At 44.1% G+C, this 25845-nt stretch carries 24 protein-coding genes; 16 read left to right on the top strand and 8 right to left on the bottom strand.

Annotation, left to right across the window (positions count from 1 at the left end; all coding sequences use genetic code 11):
* Positions 1–1033: 1033 nt before the first annotated feature.
* From KSP24_RS20850 to KSP24_RS20835, 4 genes are all read right to left on the bottom strand, one after another.
* On the bottom strand, positions 1034–2131 hold the full coding sequence (locus KSP24_RS20850; RefSeq protein ID WP_216976511.1) for a GerAB/ArcD/ProY family transporter: 1098 nt from the start codon (positions 2129–2131) through the stop codon (positions 1034–1036).
* A 29-nt stretch (positions 2132–2160) separates the two neighbouring features.
* The gene (locus tag KSP24_RS20845) at positions 2161–3387 is read right to left on the bottom strand and encodes a Ger(x)C family spore germination protein (protein ID WP_216976509.1); all 1227 of its coding nucleotides are present in this window, start codon (positions 3385–3387) and stop codon (positions 2161–2163) included.
* Positions 3388–3399: 12 nt separating this feature from the next.
* Positions 3400–5016 (bottom strand): spore germination protein, encoded by a 1617-nt coding sequence (locus KSP24_RS20840; RefSeq protein WP_216976507.1) that lies wholly within the window; start codon positions 5014–5016, stop codon positions 3400–3402.
* 261 nt (positions 5017–5277) lie between these two features.
* Positions 5278–6177, bottom strand: coding sequence for an AraC family transcriptional regulator (locus tag KSP24_RS20835; RefSeq protein WP_216976505.1), 900 nt, complete (start codon positions 6175–6177; stop codon positions 5278–5280).
* 163 nt (positions 6178–6340) lie between these two features.
* Between KSP24_RS20835 and KSP24_RS20830 the strand changes: the two genes are divergently transcribed.
* The 8 genes from KSP24_RS20830 to KSP24_RS20795 all read left to right on the top strand — a co-directional run bounded on the left by KSP24_RS20830 (position 6341) and on the right by KSP24_RS20795 (position 14652).
* Positions 6341–7102 carry an SDR family oxidoreductase gene (locus KSP24_RS20830; RefSeq protein ID WP_216976503.1) on the top strand — a complete coding sequence of 254 codons (762 nt, stop codon included), beginning with the start codon at positions 6341–6343 and terminating at the stop codon, positions 7100–7102.
* Between the two features lie 282 nt (positions 7103–7384).
* Positions 7385–8212 (top strand): TIM barrel protein, encoded by an 828-nt coding sequence (locus KSP24_RS20825; protein WP_216976501.1) that lies wholly within the window; start codon positions 7385–7387, stop codon positions 8210–8212.
* 16 nt (positions 8213–8228) lie between these two features.
* Positions 8229–9575, top strand: a complete 1347-nt coding sequence (locus tag KSP24_RS20820; RefSeq protein WP_216976499.1) for an amino acid permease — start codon at positions 8229–8231, stop codon at positions 9573–9575.
* Between the two features lie 161 nt (positions 9576–9736).
* Positions 9737–10750, top strand: coding sequence for an SIS domain-containing protein (locus tag KSP24_RS20815; RefSeq protein WP_019685995.1), 1014 nt, complete (start codon positions 9737–9739; stop codon positions 10748–10750).
* Positions 10751–10845: 95 nt separating this feature from the next.
* Entirely contained in the window at positions 10846–11628 is a 783-nt protein-coding gene (gene frlD, locus KSP24_RS20810) for a fructoselysine 6-kinase (protein WP_216976497.1), read from the top strand.
* A 63-nt stretch (positions 11629–11691) separates the two neighbouring features.
* The gene (locus tag KSP24_RS20805; RefSeq protein ID WP_025676235.1) at positions 11692–12420 is read left to right on the top strand and encodes a GntR family transcriptional regulator; all 729 of its coding nucleotides are present in this window, start codon (positions 11692–11694) and stop codon (positions 12418–12420) included.
* Between the two features lie 319 nt (positions 12421–12739).
* Complete coding sequence (locus KSP24_RS20800; protein ID WP_216976495.1) at positions 12740–13390, top strand: glycosyltransferase; 651 nt, start codon at positions 12740–12742, stop codon at positions 13388–13390.
* A gap of 206 nt (positions 13391–13596) precedes the next feature.
* Positions 13597–14652, top strand: a complete 1056-nt coding sequence (locus tag KSP24_RS20795; protein ID WP_216976493.1) for an acyltransferase family protein — start codon at positions 13597–13599, stop codon at positions 14650–14652.
* A 174-nt stretch (positions 14653–14826) separates the two neighbouring features.
* On the opposite strand, the gene KSP24_RS20790 is transcribed toward KSP24_RS20795, so the two are convergent.
* Positions 14827–15768, bottom strand: a complete 942-nt coding sequence (locus KSP24_RS20790) for an SPRY domain-containing protein (RefSeq protein ID WP_216976491.1) — start codon at positions 15766–15768, stop codon at positions 14827–14829.
* Between the two features lie 242 nt (positions 15769–16010).
* On the opposite strand from KSP24_RS20790, the gene KSP24_RS20785 reads away from it, so the two are divergent.
* Together KSP24_RS20785 and KSP24_RS20780 are read left to right on the top strand one after the other, a co-directional pair.
* Positions 16011–16211 carry a hypothetical protein gene (locus KSP24_RS20785; RefSeq protein WP_216976489.1) on the top strand — a complete coding sequence of 67 codons (201 nt, stop codon included), beginning with the start codon at positions 16011–16013 and terminating at the stop codon, positions 16209–16211.
* A 129-nt stretch (positions 16212–16340) separates the two neighbouring features.
* Positions 16341–17156 carry a DUF2935 domain-containing protein gene (locus KSP24_RS20780; protein ID WP_025676230.1) on the top strand — a complete coding sequence of 272 codons (816 nt, stop codon included), beginning with the start codon at positions 16341–16343 and terminating at the stop codon, positions 17154–17156.
* A gap of 239 nt (positions 17157–17395) precedes the next feature.
* Here KSP24_RS20780 and KSP24_RS20775 read toward each other — a convergent pair whose 3' ends face one another.
* Positions 17396–17938 (bottom strand): GNAT family N-acetyltransferase, encoded by a 543-nt coding sequence (locus KSP24_RS20775; RefSeq protein WP_025676229.1) that lies wholly within the window; start codon positions 17936–17938, stop codon positions 17396–17398.
* Between the two features lie 336 nt (positions 17939–18274).
* On the opposite strand from KSP24_RS20775, the gene KSP24_RS20770 reads away from it, so the two are divergent.
* Together KSP24_RS20770 and KSP24_RS20765 are read left to right on the top strand one after the other, a co-directional pair.
* Positions 18275–18874 carry a dienelactone hydrolase family protein gene (locus KSP24_RS20770; protein ID WP_058830608.1) on the top strand — a complete coding sequence of 200 codons (600 nt, stop codon included), beginning with the start codon at positions 18275–18277 and terminating at the stop codon, positions 18872–18874.
* Positions 18875–18932: 58 nt separating this feature from the next.
* The gene (locus KSP24_RS20765) at positions 18933–20102 is read left to right on the top strand and encodes a hypothetical protein (RefSeq protein ID WP_013369160.1); all 1170 of its coding nucleotides are present in this window, start codon (positions 18933–18935) and stop codon (positions 20100–20102) included.
* A gap of 11 nt (positions 20103–20113) precedes the next feature.
* On the opposite strand, the gene KSP24_RS20760 is transcribed toward KSP24_RS20765, so the two are convergent.
* Positions 20114–20803: an ArsR/SmtB family transcription factor gene (locus tag KSP24_RS20760; RefSeq protein WP_129548623.1), complete on the bottom strand. Its 690-nt coding sequence runs from the start codon at positions 20801–20803 to the stop codon at positions 20114–20116.
* 98 nt (positions 20804–20901) lie between these two features.
* Here KSP24_RS20760 and KSP24_RS20755 point away from each other — a divergent pair, with 98 nt between their 5' ends.
* The 3 genes from KSP24_RS20755 (at position 20902) to KSP24_RS20745 (ending at position 24846) form a co-directional block, all read left to right on the top strand.
* Positions 20902–21540 (top strand): flavin reductase family protein, encoded by a 639-nt coding sequence (locus tag KSP24_RS20755; RefSeq protein ID WP_216976487.1) that lies wholly within the window; start codon positions 20902–20904, stop codon positions 21538–21540.
* 153 nt (positions 21541–21693) lie between these two features.
* On the top strand, positions 21694–22986 hold the full coding sequence (locus KSP24_RS20750; protein ID WP_216976485.1) for a homocysteine synthase: 1293 nt from the start codon (positions 21694–21696) through the stop codon (positions 22984–22986).
* 195 nt (positions 22987–23181) lie between these two features.
* The gene (locus KSP24_RS20745; RefSeq protein WP_216976483.1) at positions 23182–24846 is read left to right on the top strand and encodes an FAD-dependent oxidoreductase; all 1665 of its coding nucleotides are present in this window, start codon (positions 23182–23184) and stop codon (positions 24844–24846) included.
* On the opposite strand, the gene KSP24_RS20740 is transcribed toward KSP24_RS20745, so the two are convergent.
* On the bottom strand, positions 24831–25199 hold the full coding sequence (locus tag KSP24_RS20740; protein ID WP_216976481.1) for a VOC family protein: 369 nt from the start codon (positions 25197–25199) through the stop codon (positions 24831–24833). The two genes, KSP24_RS20745 and KSP24_RS20740, sit on opposite strands and share 16 nt — an antisense overlap.
* A gap of 142 nt (positions 25200–25341) precedes the next feature.
* Here KSP24_RS20740 and KSP24_RS20735 point away from each other — a divergent pair, with 142 nt between their 5' ends.
* The gene (locus tag KSP24_RS20735; protein WP_013369166.1) at positions 25342–25674 is read left to right on the top strand and encodes a hypothetical protein; all 333 of its coding nucleotides are present in this window, start codon (positions 25342–25344) and stop codon (positions 25672–25674) included.
* The last annotated feature ends 171 nt before the right edge of the window (positions 25675–25845 follow it).

Genomic DNA, 25845 nt, shown 5'->3' with positions numbered 1-25845 from the left:
AGTCACCAAAAAGTGATAATTGAGGCGGCACAAGCGTTTGTTTTTACAGCCTAACAGATGGAAGTGAGCTCCATTAATTACTCACCACATGATACCACGTATTTGAACTATCCTGCCCGTTAGCTTAACGTCGCGGTTCAGTCTACAGTTTTCAGCAGGCGACCGTAGGATGCTGCTATGAAGGATCTGGAGATGAGACGGAGGGACTTGAGACCATTAAGGCATCTGCCTTGTACTTGTTTCCTCAATTATTTTCTTCTACCAAATCTTCTACCGAAATACGGATATCTGTAATACCTGACGGAACCCTATTTATTGTTGGACAGGCTATAGAGGCCTTGTAGAACCCATCAAAACTCTATTTCAACGCACTCGTAATGCGTAGGCCGGGGGTTCAATTCCCTTCACCAGCATCTTATAAAACTCAAGCACAGCGCGGCTTCCAAGCTTTTTGGAGGTTGCGCTTTTTTTGTGTATTTTGGACAATCTTCTACCATTTTTCTAACCTTTAGTCTACTAAAGGTGGGGCTATTTTCACATTTTCGTGATCATACAGTTCCTGAACCAAAGCTGGTTTGTAGTCTTATTAAAAAGGTGTGGATGACTAATGTTGAAAAAACGGTACTGCTGATTATCGCGGCTAGCTTTTTGTTGTTTATTATAACTGTTCCAGATCAAGCCTTTTACCACCATAGTATCCAGCCTAGGTTTCCATTGGAGGAGCTTAAACGTAATCAAAGCAAATCCCCGCTAACCTGAACTGGTCTGCGAGGATTTTTGTTGAATAATCTAAGGACAGTGTATTGTACAGTACCCCTTGTACAAATTTATGATTCTCAGAAGTGATGAATTAATGTGTAATTAAAAGCAATGCTGCATTACAAATAATGTATACAAAATAAGCTGTCTGTTATGATTAATTGAATTGGCAGGTTAAGACAAATTAACCATAAAGATCAGATGAATAGTCGAAGAGGTGCGCTTCAATAACATGGTTATTTACCTGCTTATTAACCAAAAGAAAAAATAGGTACTAACTATAAGCCCTTCTCTTCTTCTTCCGAATTAGCATGGTCAGCAAAAGGAGGACAGGCAGTGCAATCTGAAAAATTGGCCAGACTCGAACCAAGGCTACATGAAGACCGAACCACAAAAATTCGGTTAACCTAGGGGAGAGAAACGTAAGAGCATATATGATGATGCTTAGCAACAGTAACGCAGGCTTATATCTAAAGGGGGTTATCGTTTGAAGCCCTATGACGGCACCAAACATAAAACCCGCCGTTTTGACTCCGATTCCAATAAATAGAATCATCGAAAATAGGACATCAGCTCTCTCAACAATTTTTGGTAGCTGAATTAGTTGTGTAACCTCAAATAAGGGATAGGTGCTTGATGCCGCCCATTCTGGACCTAGAACCAGGACTGATAGTTCATTCATAACGATAAGGAACACAGCAGTGAGCCAGTAAACAATGATGATCGACCGCTTTAATTTACCTTTATCCGTGACGATTTTGAATAGCACAAGAAAAAGAACTGTCTGCCCGAAGGGAAAAGACACGATCTCGGGAATGGCAGCCTTCACTACGGGAGTTAGACCATTCTCCAATATAGGAAACAAAAATTCAAAGTGAATGAGTCCTGTAAAAGGAGTAAGCAATAATAAAATGCCATAACCAAAAACCAATAGAAGAAGGAAGATATGACATAGAAGGAACCAGACCCTCGGTCCAAACCACACTACATCAGCACAGACAATTAACGCTATAAACGTAATAACTTCGGTAGGAGTTCTGTTCAGTAATGTCAATGCGCCGAGCTCACCAATGTCTCTGACACTCCTGGAAGCTTCATAAGCAAAGTAACCGATGAACAGAAGCCCCCCCAGACTACCTATCCATTTTCCCCAATAATGGCATAGGAGTTCGTACAAATCCATATGTGGATCAAGTTTATGCATGTATAAATACATGATTAGCAGGACGAAGCCTGCAAGTGCACCGATCAGCATGGCTAGCCATGCATCCTGCTTGGCTGTAGCTCCCAATAGGAATAACGTTGTACTGCCTACCTGAAACAAGGAAAAAGCGATAGCTAACCCGGATACCCTGGTGACGGTTTTATTCATACTTTTTAAGCCCCTTTATACAAAATGGGTTAGGTTTGACTTCCGATATGCTTCTGTAGGAGGCCAGGACGCTGAATCCGTGCATCCACTCGAATGTCCAGTTCTATCTTCTTGAATTCCTGATCCCAGTCTTTTTTCACCGTCTCCCACTCCCTTGGGAACCTCCGGTGAGTCCGGTCAGCAAAACCAGTTGCGTCTACACCAAGTTCCTGAAGTTTAGCCCAGCCCTTATTTATCGTACTGGTCACTTCTTTTGCAATCTCTTCTTCCAGATCATGTATGGTCTTCGTCTTGGAAATATCCTTAGTGCATGTAGTTTCATTTAAAGTCCCGTTAATTTTCACTCCAACCTGCATTGTGTAATGAGAACTGGTTTTTCTGGGTGTAAGCTTTACATTAGCAGAGTTTACTAGTATGGAAGAGTACATTTCCCTACCGGGTTGTTCGCTGCATGGGAACGAAATTTCGGTGTTGTTAATCTTTTGAGACAGATAAGATACACCCAAACTCTCTTCCTTGTTGAGAAACCCTTTGAGCTTTCCTTTTTGGAATACCGCCAATTTAGTCAATGCCAATTTGAGCGGGGCCGAGGTTTTTTTGAAGATATCCAGACTCTCTGCTTCCTTCTCATCCTGATAGTCCCTGTCTCCGATCATCTCGGCGACAGGGACTCCAATAGATTTGGAATCCGAGTTCATGCTTAATACGAAATCATAAACCCTAACTTTCGGAAACACCGATAACATATCGCTCTCTTTGTTGACCAATTCAGCCATGGCGGCGCCTTGAAGTTTATCAGGCGGCAATAATTTCTTTATTAGATCGGATGCTAATCCGTCCGTTACAATCATATTGACCATCTCCCTCGCTTCCGTATTACGAAGATAAAAATCGATTAAACGGTCCATTCCTTTCTCAGCCGCTCTTTTGCCGATAAATACAACACGATTATGGGCTACGTAAATTCGTCTTGATGTTTTTAAATTGCTGTACGATAACGCCTGGTTATAGGTTTTGGACTTTACTGAGAATACATGGGATGCCGGTTGAGAAGACCCTCCCGTTCCTCCTCCGGTACCACTTGCAAGGGCGGAGGGAATAATAATCTGATAGGACATCATCCACTGTCCGTCGTCCATCATATCTACTCCTGTAGCCGCAGTTACCCACAGCTCATTCAGTTCGACTCGGTTCCAGCAACCCGGCAAAATGAATAATATGACCAAGACCCAAATAAACCTGCCTAATTGAGACATATCGATTCCTCCTTACGCCATGGGATCTCGGCCGTGTTCCCCCGCTTGTTCTGCAAATGATTCCTGTTCCGTTGCCTGTCTTACTGGATTGACATCCCCAATCATTTTCGGCCGTTTCTTCATCTTCCACCAAGGTACACGCACAAACAGGTCTTTCATATTGCTGGTATAGAAAGGTGCGAGCGGCATCATATAAGGAACGCCGAACGAATTCACAGATACTAATCGAACGAGGATGGGAACCAATCCCGCCAAAACGCCGTATAATCCAAATAAACCCGCTAACAGCATGAGTCCAAACCTGAGCAAACGAACAGCCCCCGCCATATTGATCGCAGGGAGTACAAAGTTGCAGATAGCTGTGAATGAAACCACAATCACCATAGCTGCAGAAACCAATCCCGCCTGTACAGCAGCTTGTCCAAGAACCAATGCCCCAACGATAGAGATTGCAGGCCCTACGGCGCGCGGCATTCGTACTCCTGCTTCGCGAATAACCTCAAAGGTCAGCTCCATTAGCATTGCTTCAAGCAGGGCTGGCAATGGTGTATTCTCTCTCTGTGCAGCCAAAGTGATGAGCATTGTTGTAGGCAGCATTTCCTGGTGAAACGTTGTTGTTGCAATAAAGAATGAGGGTAATAGCAATGCTAAGAAAAAGGATGCCATTCGAACGATTCGAAGAAAAGATGCCAGATCATAACGTTGGTAGTAGTCTTCACTCGATGCGATGAACCGAAAAAAGGTTACGGGAGCAATCAGTACAAATGGAGTCCCATCAACTAATATCGCTACTAACCCTTCAAGCAAGCTGCCTGCTACAGAATCCGGGCGCTCAGTGTTATATATGGTTGGAAAGGGTGTCCATACCCCATCTTGAATAAATTCCTCGATATATCCACTTTCGAGAATACTATCCGTGTTAATGGAATCTAATCGTCTGGAGATTTCCTTAACCACCTCTGGATCTGCAATGCCTCGAATATATGCCACCGATACCTTCGTCTGCGTGTATGATCCGATAATTCGAGAATCAAAGTGGAGTTCAGTTGATTTGATCCTTCTCCGGAGGAGTGCGATATTGGTGGATATATCCTCTGTAAACCCCTCTTTAGGGCCGCGAATTACTGTCTGCGATGTTGGCTCCTCAACCGCTCTTTTAGCCCCCCCGCTCATAGAAGCAGCAAAGGCCTTGGTGCTGCCTTCGACAAGGAGAACCACCTGTCCATAAAGAACGGCATGGATAAGTGCTTTCTCATTTTTAAGGCAAGTGATGCCCCCAATAGGAATACGATCCATCAACCAACTTTCAACATTACGATCAGAGAGATCTCCATTTCGAATACCGGCAGTAAGTTCCTCCAGCAGTGTCGTTAAAATTTGCTGATCAATCAGTCCTTGAAGAAAACCTACAGCGAGAACCGGATTGCCCTGTTTATCGTTCAAACAACGAAGAATGAAATCCGTGCTATGTCCTATTTTCTGCTTCAGCAGGGTTATGTTGTCCTTAAGCGTAACACTCAGCTTTTCGGATAGCTCAGTCGATTTTTCGTCATTAACTGGTTCAGGGCTCGTGCCACTATTAGATCGTGAAGGCTGCTTAAATAGCCATTTTTTTAACTTGTCAACCATAGCAATACAGTTCCCTTCTAGATAACGGTCAACTGTAATATGCTGCTATTCCACAGTTTATATGTACTGTTCTTGTCAAAAGATGGTCGCATATCAATCCATTGCAGCTATGTTTATTGTGGAGATGCCCGTTAGCTTAACAGTGTACTGGCAGTGCTTCTTTACTTCCAATTTACAGGGCGATGGGCTATTTACGTTCTATTTAAGGTAGATAAAAGACATCATCATCAGCTAACTTATCTGCCTGACGTTCGTAAACTTCTAAATTAGCTGGGATGGTAGTTCTATGTCACGTAGATGACTGATATCTCTCATCGGTGGGCGTCCGAATAAACGAGCGTATTCTCGGTTGAACTGAGAAGGGCTTTCGTAACCGACCTGAAATCCTGCCGTTGCAGCATCGTAGCCTTCCGTGAGCATCAGTCGACGTGCGCTCTGCAATCGAATGATCTTTTGATACTGAAGGGGGCTCATTCCCGTTACTCTTTTGAAGTGCTTGTGAAAGGTTGTTGGGTTCATGTTCACTTTTTTTGCTAACTCTTCAATGACTAGCTGTTCAGAATAGTCACGATTGATTACATGTATTGCATTTGAAATACCTTGTGCATAGCTTCCGATCACGGCGAACTGCCTGAGTAACGCTCCTTGCTCTCCCTCCAGCACACGATAAAATATCTCCCGGATGTAGAGTGGAGCTAGTATCTCGATATCCGTGGGTGAATCTAAAAGATTGACGAGGCGTAAAATCGCATCTAACAGAAAGGAAGTGGACCGATTAACCAGAATGCCCCTTCCCGTGTCTCCCTTTTTCTGCAAACTAGATTTCGTGCATATATCTATAATGACATCAGGGCTAAGTGTTAATTGTAAACTTAGGTACGGCAACTGTGGAGAAGCATGAGTGATTTTCCCAATCACTGGTAGATGTACGGATGCAACCATATAACTGGACGAATCGCACATGAGGCTTTCCCCAACAAACGTGACGGTTTTAGAGCCTTGGGCAATTATGTAAAGAGAGGGCATGTTGAGGGTATGTGTCGGTTTCGACTCCGCGGATGCGCGCCTGAAACAAAGCTCTGGAATCGCTGTTTGGTGTAAACCATCCTTAGGCGTATGCCGTGCTATTTGCTTAGCTAACTCCGTAATGAGTTGGTTCAAACTTATTCACCAATCCTTTTTCATTTAATCTGATATGAATATTGTAACTCAAACCGGACAGGAATAGGCAAGGAACGCGTATGAATCGTCTATCTGCTTTATTTTGATATTTCTTATAATTCAAGGCGAAAGACAAATTTCCAGATGAAAGAAGGATTCGGAAATGAGATTAATCCAGAATGCAACCCTGTCCGGAATCAAAGATAAAGTTGTTGTCATTACGGGTGCAAGCAGTGGGATTGGTGAAGCAACTACACTTTTACTGGCTGAGCATGGGGCAAAAGTCGTACTTGGGGCACGGCGACCTGAGCGCCTTGAAGCTCTTGCGGACCGCATCGCGGAGGTTGGCGGTGAAGTCGTGTATGCTAGCACAGACGTCAGACGGCGGGAGGACGTAACCAAGCTCATCCATTTGGCATGTGAGCGATTCGGCACGATTGACGTTCTCGTGAATAATGCCGGCGTGATGCCGATTTCTCCCCTTGACGACTTGCGTGTTGAGGATTGGGAGGACATGATCGACGTCAACATTAAAGGTGTTCTGTACGGCATCGCCGCAGCACTGCCTGTCTTTCGCAAGCTGGGTTCCGGACATTTCGTCAACATTGCTTCTACAGCAGGACATAAAACTGTACCGCACCAGTCTGTTTATTCTGCCACGAAATTCGCTGTCCGCGCCATCTCTGAGGGTTTGCGACAGGAAGCCGGTGATAAGGTGCGGGTAACGATCATTTCACCCGGTTTGGTTCGGACGAATTTCGCTGAAGGTGTGACGAATCTGGAGGTGAGGGCCCGGCTCGAAGAGTCTCGTGACCAGTTCGCGTTGCCACCGGAGGCGATTGCCCGTGCCATTGCGTACGCGATTGAGCAGCCGGTTGACGTTGATGTGAATGAGATCGTAATTCGCCCCACATCTCAAGTGTAAGGTATAAGGGGTATGATAAGTAAGCCAGTGCTTCAGCGAAAGTAATGTGGGCGCGATTACAAGAGCACTTAATCCCTGGACAGGACAAAAAAAGCAGGCCAAACGAGCAAATGTACTCGTTGAGGCTTGCCTTTTTTGCTCCTATGAGCTGAGCAACCCACATAAAAACCGGCTGCATGACTTTTTAATTTATTTTCAAAAAGACATTGAAATCTTTGTAACTCCTAGTTATAATACAAGACATAACAATTAAAAGCGCTTACATGAGAGGGGGTGAAGCAAATGAAGATTGCGGGAATGAATATTACGTATAGGCATTTTCCTTTCGAGCACTTCCTGGATCAAGTGACTGGGCTCGGGATCGAGCACATCGAGCTGTGGGCGGGCGAGCCTCATTTGTACGTCTACCGGAATGTTCTTGGCAACTTGAGGCACGTGAGGCAGCAGCTGAAATCCCGAGACATGAAGGTCGTCTGTTATACGCCGGAACAGTGTGTCTATCCCTTCAATATTGCCGCTTCTGACCTCCAGCTACGGCAGAAGAGCATCGATTACTTCATAGATAATCTGTACGCGGCGCTGGAGCTGGAGACCGATATGATGCTTGTGACTTCAGGAATAGGAGACTTCGCTGTACCGCAATTGGAATCATGGAAATATGCGAGCGACTCCATCTATCAGATATCCAGGGTGGCTGAGAAGGAAGGAGTGACTTTAGCGTTGGAGCCTCTGACCCGATTCGAATCGAATCTAATTATCGATGCTAAGGGAATCAAGAGGATGTTGGAGGAGATCCGTTCCCCGTCATTAAAAGGGATGATCGACACCGTAGCGATGCAACTCGCTAACGAGACACCCGAAGATTATTTCTCCTTACTCCCGGAGATGGTTCATTTTCATCTGATCGACGGTGACGGCTCGTCTGATGCGCATCTGGCTCTCGATGATGGGGTGCTGAATTGGCGGGAATATCTAACAAGTCTTCAGAGCCATAATTACGAGGGAGCTTGTACACTAGAGATTATGGGGTTCAATTATTATCAGAATCCGCAGGAAGCACTTAGGGAATCGGTCAGGAAAATAAGGGGAATGCAATTCTTATCACCTTGATTTGGAGGAACTCGTTATGAGTAATAGCTCACTTACACGAAAACTGGGCTTTTGGTCGGCCCTAGCCATCGCTGTTGGAACTACGATAGGTTCCGGAATCTTTGTCTCTTCCGGTGATGTCGCAAAAGCTGCGGGTATGCCCTCGATCTCAATTCTAGCCTGGATTATTGGTGGAGTTATTGCGATTCCGCAGGTCATGGTGCTGGCCGAGTTGGCGACTGCCTACCCGCAAAATGGAAGCGGTTACGTGTACCTGAATAAAGCAGGATGGAGGCCCTTGGCCTTTCTATACGGATGGGCAACCTTTTGGGCCCTCGATCCTCCGTCCATTTCGATCATGGCTCTGGCCATTGTTGCATACCTGGCGAGTTTCTTCCCTTTCTTCGTTGGAATTGCCGGTAAACTGCTAGGAGTAGCGATCATTCTGATCATCACGTCCATCCATTATCGAAGTGTCAAGGCAGGCGGTAGTTTTCAAGTCATTATTACGGCTATCAAAATCATCCCTTTCCTGATTGTCATTGTGCTGGGCCTCATGTACATGAACTTTAACAACTTTGCTTACACACCCGCCGCAGGAGCGACAAATTCAAGCTTAATCGGTGGCGTATCTGCCACGACGTGGGCTTACACGGGAATGGCCGCCATTTGTTTTATGGCTGGAGAATTCAAAAATCCAGGGAAAGTTCTCCCTCGGGCATTAATTAGTTCGGTACTGATTGTATTGGGTCTATATACGCTGCTTGCGGTATGTGTCACCGGCCTAATGCCGTTCGATAAACTGATGGGTTCCAGCTCCGCTGTGTCCGACGCCGTCAAGTATATTCCCGGATTATCCGGCATGGCCTCATCCTTTATAGCCGTTACCGCGATTATTGTTATTCTGGGTTCCTTGAGCTCTTGCATTATGTTTCAGCCTCGCCTGGAGTATGCCATGGCGAAGGATGGGCTGTTCTTTCAGCGTTTTGCAAAAGTTCATCCTAAATTCGAAACACCAAGCTTCTCGATTATTGCCCAGGTTACGTTGGCCTGTATTCTTGTGTTCTTCAGCAATTTAACTGAACTGCTTGGTTATTTCACGCTGATTCAGCTGGTCATTAACATTCTGGATTTTGCCGCAGTCTATAAATGCCGTAAGAGAGAGGATTATAACCCGATTTACCGCATGCCAATGTGGAGAGTAACCACTATTCTGGCTATTCTTGGGGCAGGATGGCTGGCTTGGGGAACCTTTACGTGGGCTCCAGTGCAGGGCATGATTGCCGCGGCGATAGTCATCGCAACCGGGCTGCCTGTGTATTACTACTGGGAGAAGAAGTATGGATCTAAAAGCAGTCATGACAGCAGTAATATAGTCATTTAGCCCGGATGAAATGAAGGGAGCGAACTCTAACTTACTGATTTCCTTCAGCTTTTACAAAAAGAGTTGTTTTAATTGTATTGTCTGGTTATACTACTCTATATAACAAATAAAATTGGATGATATTGGAGAGGGACCGCTCCAGTATTAGGGAGGGAACGTAAATGTTGAATTTTGACGAACAGTTATTCCTTAAGCTTGTGGAGCAAGAGGGCCTGGCCTTTAGAGGACAAATTGAAGAGATTGTAGACGGGATTGCCAAGAAAGGGTACAGCAATATTTTTCTGATTGGTGCGGGTGGCACAATTGCGATGATGTATCCTTATGAGTATATTCTGAAATCAAACTCGACCATTGATGTGCATGCGGCGATTGCCGCTGAGTTTATGGTGATGAACAACAGACATTTCAGTAAGGATTCCGTATGTATTTTTACATCTGTGTCGGGAACCACGCAGGAGACCGTTGCGGCAGCCGAGTTCTGTAAGGAACGGGGAGCGACTACGATTGCACTTGTGGCGGAAAGGGATACTCCGTTAACCAAAATTGTAGATCACTGCATCACTACTGGCTCGGAGAAACATTCCTTCGATACATTCTTCATGCTCCTGTACATGGTTGTGTTCCGGTTCATGTATAACAACAATGAGTTCCCTCAATATGAGCAGTTCACGAAGGAAGTTGCCTTATTGCCGCGTGCGATTCTGGACGCAGTCAAGACCTTTGACCCTAAAGCGGAAGCTTTTGCAAAAGAACATAAAGATACTGACTATCATATGATGGTTGGCTCTGGCAACCTGTGGGGGAATACTTACTCCTACGCCATGTGTATCCTGGAAGAAATGCAGTGGATTCATGCCAAGTCGATTCATGCGGCGGAATTCTTCCATGGCACGCTTGAGCTTGTGGTTGAAGATACCAGTGTTATTTTGTTGAAAGGCGAAGATGAGACCAGACCTCTGATGGACCGAGTGGAGAGATTCGCCGAGAAGATTACGAAGAAACTGACGATTATTGACACCAAAGACTTTGCCATGGAAGGCATTAGCGAGGAGTTCAGAAAGCATTTTGCTGTAAGTATCAATTGGTCTGTACTAAGCCGTATCAGCGCCTACCTGGAGCGTGAGCGAAATCATCCGTTAACACTTAGAAGATACTATCGCCAAATGGAATATTAAGATACACAGTCTTTAGTTCATTCTATATTGATGCATTTGATTTGAGCACTACTTTGTAGTGCTCATTCTTTAATAGCAGGGAAGGTGGGAGCAAGATGAGAATCATTACAATCGGGGATAATTGCATGGATGTCTATCAAGCAAGTGGCAAAGCCTATCCTGGAGGCAATCCGGTGAATGTTGCCGTCTATTTAACTGAAATGGGTGCAAAGACGGCCTATCTGGGCTGGGTGGGCACCGACATTTATGGGGAGATCATGATCCAGGCTATTCAGGACAAGGGCGTGGATACTTCCCGGATTTCAAAAAAGGACGGAAAAACAGCGGTAACCCATGTAGAGATGATGGAGAATGACCGGAGGTTCGGCGATTACGACGAGGGAGTTATGGCACAATTTTTCCTTACAGCAGAAGAGCTCGATTTTGCTGGCCATTATCAGCTTGTCCACTCGGGGATATGGGGTCGTGCGGATCCGTACTTTCCTCTCTTTAAGGAAAAGGGCCTGATCACTTCCTTTGATTTCTCGGACCAGTTGCAGGATGATCGGGTACAGACGTTAACGCCATATGTAGACTATCCATTCTTTTCGTACACTCAGGATGATGACTATATCCGCCAACTTTTGGTAGAGGTCAAGCAAAGAGGAGCGCAGATTGCTGTGGCTACCTTGGGAGAGAACGGCTCGCTTGCTTACGACGGGGAACAATTCTTTCCGCACGGCGTGGGTAAGGTGAACGTTGTGGATACGATGGGAGCTGGGGATTCCTTCATTGCCGGGTTCATTTACGGTCGATTGAAAGGGTTTTCAGTCGAGAGCTGCCTGGAGCTTGGGGCAATCACAGCTGGGAAGACGATAGGTTATTTCGGTGCATGGTGACTGGAGATGATCATCAATGTATAATACTTATTATAATCATTGATGGATAAGGATGAATTTACCATGAATTTGAATCCTTCAACCCCCCAGCCGCTGTATATGCAGATCAGGCAAATGTTGAAGAACGATATCCAGGACGGACGATACAAACCGGATGAACAGATTCCAACGGAAGCAGAGCTCTGTGATACTTATAGTGTAAGCCGAATCACCATACGGAAAGCGATTGAGGAGCTTGTGCGGGAAGGAACCCTGACGCGAATTCCTCGTAGAGGCACCTTTGTGGCCTCCAACAAATTTCATAATGAACTGTTATCAGTAAGCGGTTTCTCAGAGTTCAGCCACCAGCTGGGCATGATTCCAAACTCACGGATATTAAGAAGCGAAGTAATCCCGGCGTCTGGAGAGGTGGCCGGACATCTTCTTATTGAAGAAGGCAGCCCTGTGTTGGAGCTTGAACGGTTGATGTATGTAGATGACCGCCCGCTTTTCTATGATATAGCCCATTATTCACTCACCCGGTTTCCAGATTTGGAAAAGAAGATAGCAATGAAAGAATCGACTTACAAGATTCTGTCGGAGGATTATAACACCGAAATCGTGAGCAATGATAAGATCATTGATGTAATCGGTGCGACCAAAGATTATGCGAAATTGCTTGAATGTGATATTGGGGCGAACTTGTTCCGGATATTGAAAATTGCTTTTGACGCAAACGATGAGCCTGTTCATCTCTCCACATTTATGTGTGAGACGAATCGGGTCAACCTGACGGTCCACCGGGCAAAATAGTTCATGCCCATCGGCATGGCCTATTCTCCAAAAGGATCTAGCATCGAAACGAGTATACGGCTACTTCAGGACGTAGCTTGTTCATCAGCATTGCTTCTTTTACTTGGACCATGGAATCATGGGCTCTGCTGGATAAGCGCCGGCAGGCCTTTTCTGTGTGTTGAAATACGAAATCATGTTTTTGTAAGATCGTTACAAGGGTGAACAGCATGTTAGATGGTAACGGCTGAAAGCTATAAATATTCCTGCGCATAGAATCGTATACTTCAACCATAATAAGACAGCCTGTTTATTCCAAACGTAAGAGGAGCAGATGAATATGAAAAATAAATGGTTACTGGCATTGTCGTTAACCTTGGCGCTCGTTTTTAGCATGAATCCACTAGTTGTCGCGCAAGCGAAGGCAGGTGAGGAAAAGGGCTCCACTTGCCTAAGTCCCAAAATGGTGCAATTGAAAGGAGATATGCAGAAGGTATGGATCGACCATACGATATGGACGAGAAGCTATATTGTCAGCGCCATATCTAATCGTCCAGACCAAAAGGACGTATTGGACCGGCTTTTACGGAACCAGCAGGATATAGGCAATGTGATCAAGCCTTATTATGGGGAAGCTGCCGGTAATAAGCTGGCTGACCTTCTGAGAGAGCATATTCTGATCGCAGGAAAAATTGTAGCCGCTGCCAAAGCGGGCAATCAGGCGGATATGAAAAAGCTAGATGCGGATTGGCATGCAAACGCCGACGATATTGCCAAATTTTTAAGTGAAGCGAATCCGAACTGGCAGTTCAAAACACTACAAGATATGCTGTATACGCACCTTCAGTTGATTACGGAAATAGTTCTTAACTGTCTCAAAGGAGATTGGAAAGCAGATATTGCAGCAACCGATAAAAATGAGATCCATATGATTTACCTAGCGGACATCCTGACAGAAGGCATTGTCAAACAGTTCCCTGAAAAATTTTAAGCGAGCGCTATAGACGCTGCAAAGCAGATTAGCTTTTTATAATCACCCCAAGGGTGGCTATGGAAAGCTTTTTTTTGTTTTTTATACTCCTCCTTTTTTTGTATAAAAATGGGATGTGATATGGTGCTCAAAAAAATAAATATTTTATATTATTTGTTTGTGCTAATATATCTCTATTCCATTACAACTAGAAATGAGGATATTCTGTGCACCATGACAAGGAATTAAAGCTTGTAGAAACAAATATTGCGAAAGGGATTGCTGTAATACTACTTTTGATTCATCATCTTTTTGCTTTTCCTGACAGATTAAAGTACGACTATGTTTCATTATTTAGTTTATTTCATGAAAGAGGAGAGTTCTATTTAGGGCATTTTGGCCAGATCGCTATTTCTATTTTTTTATTTTTAAGTGGTTATGGTTTATATAAGAGCAATGTTCAAAATCCACAGCATTTAATGCAGAAAAGCTTTACAAGATTAAGCAAAATTATGATAAACTACTGGGTTGTTTTTTTACTTTTTATTCCGGTGGGTTTGTACTTCTTTGGAACTTCCGATAGATTTCAACATAATTCAATAATGGACTTTTTGCGAAATTTTATAGCGCTATCCAGTTCATATAATGGTGAGTGGTGGTTTTTATATGATTATATTCTGCTGCTATTGATTTTTCCGGTCACCTTCCAAGCCTTCCAACGTAACACATTGGTAACCCTTCTAATTGCTGGCCTAGTTTTTTATAATTCATATTCACAAGGAAACTATTACAGCATTATGTATTGGCAGTTGCCGTTTATGATAGGGCTGTTCTTTGCGAAATATAAATTGTACTCATGGATGAATAAGATTTATAATTCTATTATTTTCAATAATATACTATTTGATATTGTTGTTCTTGTGCTATTATTCCGTTTTCGTACTACGAGTCAATGGTTTGAGAAGACAACGATTGATATGATCATAGCCCCTGTAGTTATCCTCGTTAGTATTCATTTAATGAATAAATTAAAACTAACCAGACCTTTCGCTTACCTGGGTAAAAATTCAATGAATATTTGGTTAACCCACACCTTTTTTTGTTATTATTATTTTCAGAGTATTGTTTTCTTCCCCAAGGTATCTATCTTGATCTTGTTGTGGTTAACATTGTTAACGGTACTTACTTCAATTATTGTTAACAGTATCATCAGTCTCATTAATAACAAGGTGTACACTAAAAATATGGATATTAATCCAAACCAAGTTGGAAGCCAAGTGTAGTTTGATTTTTTGCACTCATTCAAGAGCAGTTTAGTTAAATATAAGCGCAGCCTCCATGCTTTTTGGAAGCTGCGCTTTTTTTTTGAATTAAGCGGTGGCAAACTTTTTGCCTAAAAAGTATATAAAAAAAGGACTTCATTAGCGTATTAGCCGATATGAAGTCCTTCATAATGTTTATTTGGTTGAATACTCACTTACTTCAAATGTGAGAATTTTGTTGAAGATTACATAGTCTTTGCGATTGCTGAAAGGACCTTTGTTATTATTATGTTTATCGATGGCAAAGAATGAAGCACCTCTGCCGGCATCTTTAGCGTCATACCAAGCGATGAAGGCATTCAATTCTTTCTTACTGAGATCGAATTCTTTATCAAATCCATTGTCCATCGTTACAGTCAGAATGGCGCGGTCACCAGTTGGTGAGGAACCATCTGTATCCGACGGATCAGGTGTTGTTGATGAACCAGGCGTTGTAGACGAATCAGGATTTGTAGATGGGTCGGGTTTTGTTGATGGATCAGGTGTTGTAGATGTACCGGATTCTTGGTAAGGCAAAAATCCTTCAGGAACTGGATATTTAAAATCACTTGCTCCAAAATTAGCTTCGTAAGTCATTATTCCAGATGTTCCATTCATGACCATCGGGAAAATCTGCGACCCTTCTAGTTCAGATGGTTTAACAGTGTTTGCTCCCAGGGAAACACCATTCTTATACCAAAAAATCTTGTCATTATCTAGATCAAGTGCAACACCGATAACATCATCTTTAGCAAATGTAGGACCATAAGCTGTTCGTACGTCTGATGTAATGTTATTTATAATTTGGCCGCTATAACCGTAGTATGCTTGATATTTCGGTCCAGATTCACCTGTTATTCCTACTAATGAAATACTGTAGTTAACCTTTACTTCCCAATACCATTTTCCTTTTGTTTTTCCCACTGTTGCTTTGTCGCTTTGCCCTACATTCCCAAGAGAAGTTGCTAAAGATCCATTCGTCCAAGTCACATTTGTAGTCTCAGCTTTTGTAACGGTGGGGAACAATGAGAATATCGAAGCTCCAATGAGAAGGGCTAACATTATTGTTCCTAGTTTTTTAAATATGATATTTTTCATGACTTCCTCCTAAATTTATGTAATAACAAGTGAATTATAGAACTGGATTGGGATAATTGTCCAAACATTAAATGATATATATTCAAATATGAGTATAATTGTGGAAATTAATTTGTTTCGGAGGAACATAAGTAACATACGCAGAAATATTTGTTGCAGAAGGAATCTATTTATAATTTACTGAATGAAAAGAGTTGAGGTGATCGTTGTGAAACGTACATATAAAAATATTGAAGACAGACATGGAGTTGTTTGGAGCTGCTTTGGTCCAGGCGCATGTATATGTGGTATCCGTTGATGAGGAATTACGCGTGACATTTGAGGACTATGGGGGAATAGTAGAGGAGATTAAGCCAGAATCAGTCAAGATAGCAGGTAAAATTTTTATAAGAAACCAGCTTGAGTTTCGGGTAGACCTGATAGCAGGAGAAAACCCTGAATGATCTAATAACTCCGGCTCAATTTTCTAAATTAGATTTGTATAAGACGTGGAACTTTGATAATCATAATGACCTGGCATATCCCATATGACTAAGTAGGTGCTTTTTGGCTCACATAGAGGAGGGATATGATTGGATGCATTCGTGGCGCGTTCATTAGATGAAATACGGTTTTGGTCGAGGATCATGAAGGAGCATTCCTTTTTTCTGGGGTTAGGTTTTAGAGCAGAAGATACTCAGCTTAAAACAGAAGCCAATCGGTTTTACGCCATTTTCGAGGATATTGAGAAAAGATCGTATGAATTTAAGACTGACACAGATCCTTATACAATTAGAGAGTTTAATACGGAAGTTCAGAATGCGGCGACGAATATTTGGGCATTTAAGAGAATGGTATTGGGCCTTATATTACAATGCAAACTTCCTGGGCAAACCAATTTTCCCTTACTGGTAGATCACGTAAGCCGGGAAGCAAATTACTTCAGAAATCGTTTAGGGGAACTCAATTCAGGAACGCTTGAACCCTTACCTGATGCTATTATTGACGAAAATGTATTTTTCTTAAAGATTATGGCCGATCACGCAAAATTCATAGGCCATCTGCTGGATCCCTCCGAACGTAAACTGGTTGAACAAGCTAGGGAGTTTAGTAATGATTTTGATACACTGATGTTTCAAGCGATTGATTTAAGTTATATGCGCCCACAGTCACAGACGGTTCCACTTCTGAGTCAATTTGTGGATGAAAACCGTATCTCTGTGAAGTCCTTGCGAGATTTTAAGAAAACAGCACGTGATTTGATCGACGAGTGTCGAATAAAAAGCATTATCCATCCTTTATTAGCTGATCATGTATTTCGTGAGGCTGAGCGTTTCCTTTTTATTCTCGATATGTTTGATCAGTCCTTATCCGGTGTTAAGGTGAATAAAAATGAAATCATGCACTGAGATTCCCCTGCAAAACGAATACAGTTTCTGTGAAATGTGCATTGGAAATAAAGTTTTAGATTGAGCAAAAAAATCAAACAGCGGCGGACCAAGACTTAAAAATAAAGTCTTAGACTGCCGCTGTTGTTATTCAACTAACGTATTCTGTTAGGTTGTCCAATATTATTGGCTGCCGTTAATTCTGACTCCGATCCTCCGGTATTTACTACACCTCTCGGCTCTACTAGCGTTCACTAAACTTAGATATCCTCTGATGGATTTATAATCGCCAGAACCTGATGGTCCTCCCATTTTCCATTAATTTTTACGTTGCTTCGAGAAATGCCTTCTTTGTGAAAGCCAGCCTTCTCAAGCACACGGATGGATCCTGGATTCCGAGGGGAGGCTTCTCCGACAATCCGATGAAACTTTAGTTCATCGAAAGCGTAGCGAACCACCTGCTTCACCGCCTCTGTCATATAACCCTTGCCGTTATAAGCTTGGTCTAGGCTGTATCCGATCATACAGCTCTGAAGGGGTCCCCTCACCACAAACGATAGGCCTATGCTGCCTATAATCCGGTCGTCCTCCTTGTGGCATACCACGAAGGAATATTTCCGATCCTCCACCATGTCAGCCTTACTCTTAATAATCGTTTGGAGCTGGTGCTCCTCCGTATAGTGCTCTTCTTGGTGGTTTGGCGAAAACTTATCAAAGAACTCGCGATTGCGTCTGTACATCGCTGTCAATTCTGTGACGTCCACCTCTTCTGGGAATCGGACGTATACTTGCTGTTCCGACATCTGCACCATCCTTCCATACGATGAGATTGAAGGAATTATATCATAGGATGAGGATGCAGAAACTGACTTGATGAGTATGTATATGAGAAGCATTTCTCTGAATTTTAACCAAAAATATATAGCGAAATGATCAAATTGGATATAGTATTTTCTAAAAAAGGGAGGCTGGAAAGTATGAATAATGCTTACCAAGTGCTCGAGGAGCGTATATTCGAGCAGCACTGGTTGTATCCATTGAACTGTTCAACCGGTTATCCTTAGAAGTACGGCTAAGTATAAATATATGTATCCATGAGGATTTGTTTTACCATATTCAAACCTGTTTGGGGGAGCAACATGATAAGCATAGATAAAAAATCGGACACCCTAATTGTCGTGCTGCATGAGATTTATGGGATTAACCAGCATATACAAAATTTTTGTAGTTTATTATCGGGTCAGGGTTATGACGTCATTTGTCCAAATTTAATAGGCAAAGAAACGCCTTTTGACTATTCGCAAGAGGAGGCTGCTTATGCCCATTTTATGGGGAATGTAGGGTTTGAACGCGCTTCCTATCATATCGAAAGTGTATTATTAAGTATTCGAGCTCGCTATAAAAAGATATTTATCGTCGGATTTAGCATCGGGGCAACGATTGCCTGGTTGTGTAGCAAAGAAAAATATGCTGATGGAATCGTAGGATACTATGGCTCTCGTATTCGAAATTATTTGGAAATAACTCCACATTGTCCAACACTGCTTTTTTTCCCACAGGAAGAAAAATCATTTAATGTGGATGAGCTCATTTCAACTTTAGACAACTATAATATCCGGGTACATAAATTCAACGGACAGCACGGATTCAGTGACCCCTACTCTACCCGATATCACGTACACTCAGCGCAGCAATCATTTAACGAAATGGTAGAGTTCTTCAGGAAGGTTGATCAATAAAAGCAGTCGTTTGCTTCTAGCCCACACCTTTTTCACTGTTCTGGGGAAACGCACAGTCATGATGTGCCGATTAGTCATAGGTATATACATCATTGACTATGATGAAAAGGAGATGCATGTGGCTGTGGCTACCTTTTATCAAGCTTTCAAGTTGAAGAGTCGGATTTGGCGAACGATGCTAAAGCGAAACGGAGTAACAGGGATTGGAGTAGGTTATGCTGATCCCAATAGACCGGCAAAGGGTGCGGCGATTGTGTTATACACCTTGAGAAATCTTTCGGCTGTGTCGCAAACCAAATTACAAGCAGTAACCCAAAATATAAGTCGGGCTTCTGCGGTACCTATCCGAATTTTAGGTGTGGGTTCCTTCAAAAGGGAAGCGGCCACGCCTACCCAAACGAACCCTCGCCAAAGATGGCGCCCCGTGCCCGGTGCAGTCAGTGTAGGAACAACGGTTCCCACCACTGCAGGAGGGACCGGAGGACTCATTGTTATTAAGAATAATACTTTGTTTATTTTGAGTAATGCCCATGTTCTAGTCCCAACGAATACAAGCCAATTTCACAATACCATTCAGCCTTCTCCGGCAGATGGGGGTAGAACGGCGGATCAGATCGGGAGAGCTTTTCAATTTGTCCCGCTTACCACGACAGGTGTTAACTTTCAGGACTCTGCCATAGCTATTGCCAATTCAAATAGCCTGCTTAATCCGAGGTATCTGATTAACCAAAGTGGTGGTCTCATTACCGTACCTGGGCACTTATTGAGCTATCGTCTGGGGATGACGTTTAAAAGAATGGCTAAAACAAATGGCTTCGCCAGAGGAGTTGTGGAGGCGATTGGCGTGGAGCAAAGAGTGAGGGGCGATTCGGGAATCAAGACTTTCCGTGATCAAACCGTCATTCGTTTTACCCAGGGACGAACTGGGCCTGGAGATTCGGGTTCCGTATGGCTGAATGACAGTAACGACCGGCTGAACAATTATGCAGCCGCGGTTCATTTTGCCGGATCTACCGATGGAACGCGCTCTGTATCTTTCCCAATTGAACGGGCGATGAGAACCTATGGAACCTTGGTTGCCATTCCGGCTGCTGCTGGAGGATATAAGGCAGGTGTGGCAAAAGGAAAGGCTCCAAAAAACAATTATGCCTATGTCCGGCCATTGACCAGAAAACAAAGGTCCTTGTCTCCGGTCATAACATCCAATACAGAACAAGAAAAGCATTAGACTATGGTTATCTAGCCGATCTCTATCGAAAACACCTCTTTAAAACCTCTTTTACCCTCGGCTGTAATGCGTATCGCTCGGGTTGTGGGCAGATGCTCGACCCAATGTAATTCGAATAATCTGTCCAGAAGAGCACTTCCTAAAGCACCGGCAAGGTGATGGCGTCGTTCACTCCAATCCAGGCATTTATGTGAGAAGGAGCGACGCTTTTGTCTTGTGTTCTTGAGGTCTATCTGAAAGTCAGCGAAGAAAATCTCTCCTTGTTGGGTAATATGAAGTCCGTCCTGATCCTCGGAAAGAATCCCCCTTTGAATGAAAAAACTCATGATTTGTACGCCTAAATGACCCGCAACATGATCGTAGCAAGTTCTTGCCAACCGTATGGCCTCGTTTTCGGAGGCTTGTTTGAATGACTTGATTGGAACAGGTGGAGCTATGGATAAAAGTGACTCCATCACCTGGGCAACCTCGGGGTCTTGAATGCCATAGTAACGGTGCCGACCTTGTTTTTCTACGGTAACGACTTGTGCCTCGGTCATTTTAGCCAGATGGAAGCTGGCGGTTTGCGGTTTAATACCTGCCATATGGGCTAATTCACTTGCCGTGTGAAATCTGCCGTCTAATAGAGCGGTGAGAATGGCTGCACGGGAAGGCTCACTGACGAGAGAAGCAATCATGGCTACATTTGAATTGGTGCTCATGGCACGGTCATCCCCCTTTGTAATCCATACTTCGATGAAGGTTGAAATGTTTACATTTTACAATAAGGAGGCAGATCTGAACAGAAGGAGAAGAGAAAATGGACCCAATGAATCAAATAAATCAGATGACCTACAGCCCAAGTATAAAAACGATAACCCCTAGCATTTTATATTACGGAACCCCTGTGATTTTACTCAACACGCTGAATGAGGATGGAACGACCAATATTAGCCCTATATCTTCCTCGTGGGCATTAGGAGATTGTGTGGTACTAGGCATTGGAACAGGTGGCAAAGCATTAGAAAATATGGAGCGGCATCCCGAATGTGTAATCAATGTTCCTGGGCCTTCCATGTGGGAAAATGTAGAGCGTTTGGCTCCTTTTACAGGTAAGAATCCCGTTCCAGTGGAAAAAGAGAAAAATGGATTTACATATCAAAAAGACAAGTATGAGATCAGCGGACTGACTGCGATTGACTCGAATAGGGTCAAGCCCGCTCGGATCAGGGAGTGCCCTATTCAAATCGAAGCCAAGATGAAGGAGGTCCGGATTCCTGACCATTCTCCTTATTTTGCGATCGTCGAAACCCAAGCCATTCAGGTGCATGTTCATCAGGATATCATCCTAGGTGAGAATCATATTGATCCGGCAAAGTGGAGCCCACTCATCTATAATTTTCGCCATTATTTTGGTTTGGGTGAGCATTTGGGCAAAACTTTCCGATCCGAAACCTGATACTTCAAATAAAATAATATTATCCTACCTGAATAATGAGAATTATCTTCCCAAATCGTCCTTTTTGTGCGAGAATAATTGAAAAATCATCCATGACTACGCATACAGGAAGAGACGATTCATACAGCACGTATAACAAGGGAGGAAATAATCATGTCAGAAGAACGCAAGCTGTCATTCGAAACCCTCGCTGTCCATGCCGGACAAGAGATTGATCCTACTACCTTTTCCCGCGCCGTTCCGTTGTACCAAACCACTTCATATGGATTTCGGGATGCCGAGCATGCGGCTGATTTGTTCTCGCTGAAAGAATTCGGCAACATTTATACGCGTCTGATGAATCCAACTACGGATGTGTTCGAGCAACGGATCGCCGCACTGGAAGGCGGGGCTGGTGCGTTGGCCACAGCTTCGGGAATGGCGGCGATTTCCTTCTCCATTCTGAACATTGCGGGAGCTGGAGATGAAATTGTATCAGCCTCCAGCCTGTATGGCGGTACATATAATCTGTTTTCTACCACACTGCCTAAATTGGGTATTAAGGTGCATTTTGTCGATTCGGATGATCCGGAGAATTTCCGTCATGCCATTACGGATAAAACGAAGGCCATATTTGCCGAAACGATTGGCAATCCACAGGGCAATGTGCTGGATGTGGAAGGAGTATCTGCGATTGCGCACGAATATGGTATTCCGCTGATTGTGGATAACACGTTCCCGAGCCCTTATTTATTGCGTCCTATCGAATATGGAGCGGACATTGTTGTGCATTCGGCAACGAAGTTCATTGGCGGACACGGTACGTCTATTGGCGGAGTGATTGTGGACAGCGGCAAGTTTGACTGGAAAGCGAGTGGCCGTTTTCCAGGACTGACTGAGCCGGACCCGAGCTACCATGGGGTTGTATACACCGAGGCGGTGGGACCTATTGCGTACATTATCAAGGCACGGGTGCAATTGCTGCGTGACTTGGGAGCAGCCATTTCTCCGTTCAATTCATGGCTGCTGCTTCAAGGCTTGGAAACATTGCATCTGCGGCTGGAAAGACATAGTCAGAATGCCCTGAAGGTAGCGCAATATCTCGAAAGTCACAAGGATGTGGAGTGGGTCAGCTACTCTGGATTGCCGAGCCATCCATCCTATGAGTTAGCCCAAAAATATTTGCCAAAAGGACAAGGGGCAATCCTGACCTTTGGTATCAAAGGCGGGAGCCAGGCGGGAAGCAAGCTGATTGCGAATGTAAAGCTGTTTTCTCATCTGGCGAATGTAGGCGATTCCAAGTCTTTGATTATTCATCCGGCAAGCACGACTCACCAGCAACTGAATGCAGAGGAACAGGTGGCTGCCGGAGTCAAACCGGAGCTGTTACGTTTATCTGTTGGGACCGAAGCGATAGACGATATTTTGTATGATCTGGAGCAGGCAATCGCGGCCAGTCAACAATAACAAACAGTAGTTGGCGTCTTGTTAGGCCCAGTGAGATAGGGAAGTTTTGTAGCATTCGCAAGTGATCTTTGATTCCAATCGGTTTTCATTCAGAGTTTGATCAGGCGGGGGCAACCTCCGCCTTTTTTGTATGTTGACAACATACCCCCATAGGTATATATTATACCCCATAGGGTATATAAGGAGGGGAAGAAATTGGGTAGGACAATAATTATTATTGGCGGGGTAGCAGGTGGAGCTTCTGCTGCGGCAAGATTGCGTAGATGGAGTGAGGAAGACGAGATTATTCTATTTGAACGCGGTGAGTATGTTTCTTTTGCAAACTGTGGCCTTCCCTACTATATTGGGGGGACAATCCAGGCGCGGGAGAAGCTGTTTCTCCAGACGCCTCAAGGCATTAGAGACCGTTTTAATATAGATGTACGGGTGCAAAAAGAAGTAATACAAATAGACCGCGAGCATAAGCTTGTCCATTACCGCGATATGATCACAGGAGAGACGGATGAGCAGCCATACGATATTGTGGTATTATCGCCGGGAGCCAAACCGATGATACCGGATATTCCCGGATTATATGAAGCTACAAATGTATTTACGTTAAGAAACATTCATGACACCGACCTTATTAAGGCATATGTAGATGAAAGGCATCCCAAGCATGCCACGGTAATCGGGGCCGGATTTGTTGGGCTGGAGATGGCTGAAAATTTGCGGGAGCGTGGACTTGCAGTAACCATCATGGATAAGGGACAACAATTGTTGAATCCGCTTGACCCCGAAATGGCTAAACTGGTGGAACAGCATGTGAAGCTGAACGGGGTGGAGGTGCGTTTAGAGGAAGGAGTCGCAGCTTTTGAAGAACAGGGTACACAGCTCCGTTTGACTTCTGGGGAGATGCTTCAGACGGACCTGGTTATTCTGGCGATTGGTGTTGTGCCTGAAAATGAGCTGGCCAAGCAATGCGGATTGGAACTAGGTTTTCGCGGTGCCATTCAGGTGAATGCTCAGCTGCAAACCAGTGATCCGTCCATTTATGCGGTAGGGGATGCCATCCAGGTCAAAGACCGCAATCATGGGTTTGCAACGATGGTATCGCTGGCCTGGGGAGCCAATCGGCAGGGGCGTTTGGCCGCAGATCATATTAATGGTCAGGCGATTTCCTATGATGGTGCGCTCGGAACATCCGTAATTAAGACCTTTGCATTGACCGCAGCTTCTACAGGCAACAATGAAAAAACATTGCAGCGACTGGCTGTTCCTTATCAGGCTATTCATATTCATCCCGGTTCACATGCCGGTTATTATCCTGGCGCGTCACCCATTTCGATGAAGCTGCTCTTTCATCCGGAGACTGGGATGATCTACGGGGCGCAGGCTGTTGGGGCTGATGGCGCGGACAAAAGGATTGATGTTATTGCGACGGCGATTCGCGGCCATTTGAATGTCCGTGAATTGGCAGATATCGAACTTGCTTATGCACCTCCTTATTCTTCAGCTAAAGATCCTGTGAATATGGCGGGATACGTAGCTTCGAATATTATGGATGGGCTGGTTCAGACGATACAATGGCATGAAGTTGACGATTTCCACCGCAATGGTGGTCTTATAATTGATGTCCGGGATGCGGTGGAGCTACAGGGAGGAACCATTCCAGGTTCCATGCATATTCCTCTGGCCGAGATCAGAGAGCGGATGTCGGAAATTCCCCGTGATCTGGAGATCGCGGTATCCTGCCAAGTCGGGCTGCGTGGCTATCTAGCGGCCAGAATTCTGACCCAATCGGGCTATCGGGTAAGGAACGTTGATGGTGGCTACAAAACGTATTCAGTTATGGTTCAACGTGATCATCTTTTAAAATAGTTCATCCCCCATCCAATCTGATTAAGATGATCCGTTACTTCGCCGTGCAGCGCACCAAAGAAGGTATCTTGTAGCTCTACAGTGATGGTACCTTTTTCTGATAGTGAATAGTAAGCCTGTTTAAGCTCATCCTCACTCTCACAGTCGAGAATGATTTGGACATGCTGTGCTTTCAGCGGTTTACCGTAGGAATCGGAGAAATGGATATGACTGCTACCCAGGTGCAGTTCGGCATGTAAGAGCTTGCCTTCTTGCTTGTTCAGTACTTTGATTTTCCCGCCTAGAACAGATTGGTAGTAGTCAATCGACTGCTGCACATCGTTTACAATGACAAAAGGACTTGCACTTCTCATGGGATCCAATCCTCTCATTTCTTCTATGTAGGGCTGTCTGCTAACATACATTATTTACATTGTCGGCAGGGTTTACCCCTTTTCTGATTAAATTTATGGCTTGGTTCACTGTGTGACGTCTGTTACAATAGAAGAGGCATATATGATGGATAGAAAAGAGGTCGAACAGGTGGGCACTTCAGCGATTTGGGAAGCAGTTATCTATTGGGTGATCTTGGTGATTTCTGCTCTGTGTGTGATTGCAGTATCTGGTAGTCGTAAGACCGCAAGCACGATTATTTTGGCACCTATTGTTTTGTTCTGTACCATATTTATGATGCAGGGCTCGGTGTTTACTGCTATGAAGCACCCGACCATGGGGGCTAATGTCGGTCTGGGTATGGCGTTTCTGACCACATGGGTAGTCAGCGGAATATTGTTTGCTGTAGCGCTTGTGATTGCTTTTATTAAATATAGCAAAAGGAACAAGGCGTAGTTCAGCCTTAACCTCAGATGAACAAAGGCTTTCGGTGATGTACCGAAAGCCCTTTTTGTATTCTTAGTTAACGATACAGGATGTTTTCGTTCATCTACGTCTTCTCATGAGCAAAACAACGATTAGCACAATGATGATCACGATCAATAGAAACTTCATATTCGATAACCT

The sequence above is a fragment of the Paenibacillus sp. AK121 genome (genome assembly GCF_019042715.1).
Lineage (GTDB): Bacteria > Bacillota > Bacilli > Paenibacillales > Paenibacillaceae > Paenibacillus > Paenibacillus polymyxa_C.
Note: the sequence above shows the minus strand (reverse complement) of the source record. Positions and strands in the feature narration are given on the sequence as shown.

Coding starts and splice junctions, on each gene's coding strand:
- KSP24_RS20765 (WP_013369160.1), top strand. CDS start 18,933: ATGATGTGCCGATTAGTCATAGGTATATACATCATTGACTATGATGAA.
- KSP24_RS20735 (WP_013369166.1), top strand. CDS start 25,342: ATGATGGATAGAAAAGAGGTCGAACAGGTGGGCACTTCAGCGATTTGG.
- KSP24_RS20820 (WP_216976499.1), top strand. CDS start 8,229: ATGAGTAATAGCTCACTTACACGAAAACTGGGCTTTTGGTCGGCCCTA.
- KSP24_RS20845 (WP_216976509.1), bottom strand. CDS start 3,387: ATGTCTCAATTAGGCAGGTTTATTTGGGTCTTGGTCATATTATTCATT.
- KSP24_RS20805 (WP_025676235.1), top strand. CDS start 11,692: ATGAATTTGAATCCTTCAACCCCCCAGCCGCTGTATATGCAGATCAGG.
- KSP24_RS20770 (WP_058830608.1), top strand. CDS start 18,275: ATGATAAGCATAGATAAAAAATCGGACACCCTAATTGTCGTGCTGCAT.
- KSP24_RS20755 (WP_216976487.1), top strand. CDS start 20,902: ATGGACCCAATGAATCAAATAAATCAGATGACCTACAGCCCAAGTATA.
- KSP24_RS20760 (WP_129548623.1), bottom strand. CDS start 20,803: ATGAGCACCAATTCAAATGTAGCCATGATTGCTTCTCTCGTCAGTGAG.
- KSP24_RS20825 (WP_216976501.1), top strand. CDS start 7,385: ATGAAGATTGCGGGAATGAATATTACGTATAGGCATTTTCCTTTCGAG.
- KSP24_RS20850 (WP_216976511.1), bottom strand. CDS start 2,131: ATGAATAAAACCGTCACCAGGGTATCCGGGTTAGCTATCGCTTTTTCC.
- KSP24_RS20775 (WP_025676229.1), bottom strand. CDS start 17,938: ATGTCGGAACAGCAAGTATACGTCCGATTCCCAGAAGAGGTGGACGTC.
- KSP24_RS20800 (WP_216976495.1), top strand. CDS start 12,740: ATGAAAAATAAATGGTTACTGGCATTGTCGTTAACCTTGGCGCTCGTT.
- KSP24_RS20740 (WP_216976481.1), bottom strand. CDS start 25,199: ATGAGAAGTGCAAGTCCTTTTGTCATTGTAAACGATGTGCAGCAGTCG.
- KSP24_RS20840 (WP_216976507.1), bottom strand. CDS start 5,016: ATGGTTGACAAGTTAAAAAAATGGCTATTTAAGCAGCCTTCACGATCT.
- frlD (WP_216976497.1), top strand. CDS start 10,846: ATGAGAATCATTACAATCGGGGATAATTGCATGGATGTCTATCAAGCA.
- KSP24_RS20790 (WP_216976491.1), bottom strand. CDS start 15,768: ATGAAAAATATCATATTTAAAAAACTAGGAACAATAATGTTAGCCCTT.
- KSP24_RS20785 (WP_216976489.1), top strand. CDS start 16,011: ATGGAGTTGTTTGGAGCTGCTTTGGTCCAGGCGCATGTATATGTGGTA.
- KSP24_RS20815 (WP_019685995.1), top strand. CDS start 9,737: ATGTTGAATTTTGACGAACAGTTATTCCTTAAGCTTGTGGAGCAAGAG.
- KSP24_RS20830 (WP_216976503.1), top strand. CDS start 6,341: ATGAGATTAATCCAGAATGCAACCCTGTCCGGAATCAAAGATAAAGTT.
- KSP24_RS20750 (WP_216976485.1), top strand. CDS start 21,694: ATGTCAGAAGAACGCAAGCTGTCATTCGAAACCCTCGCTGTCCATGCC.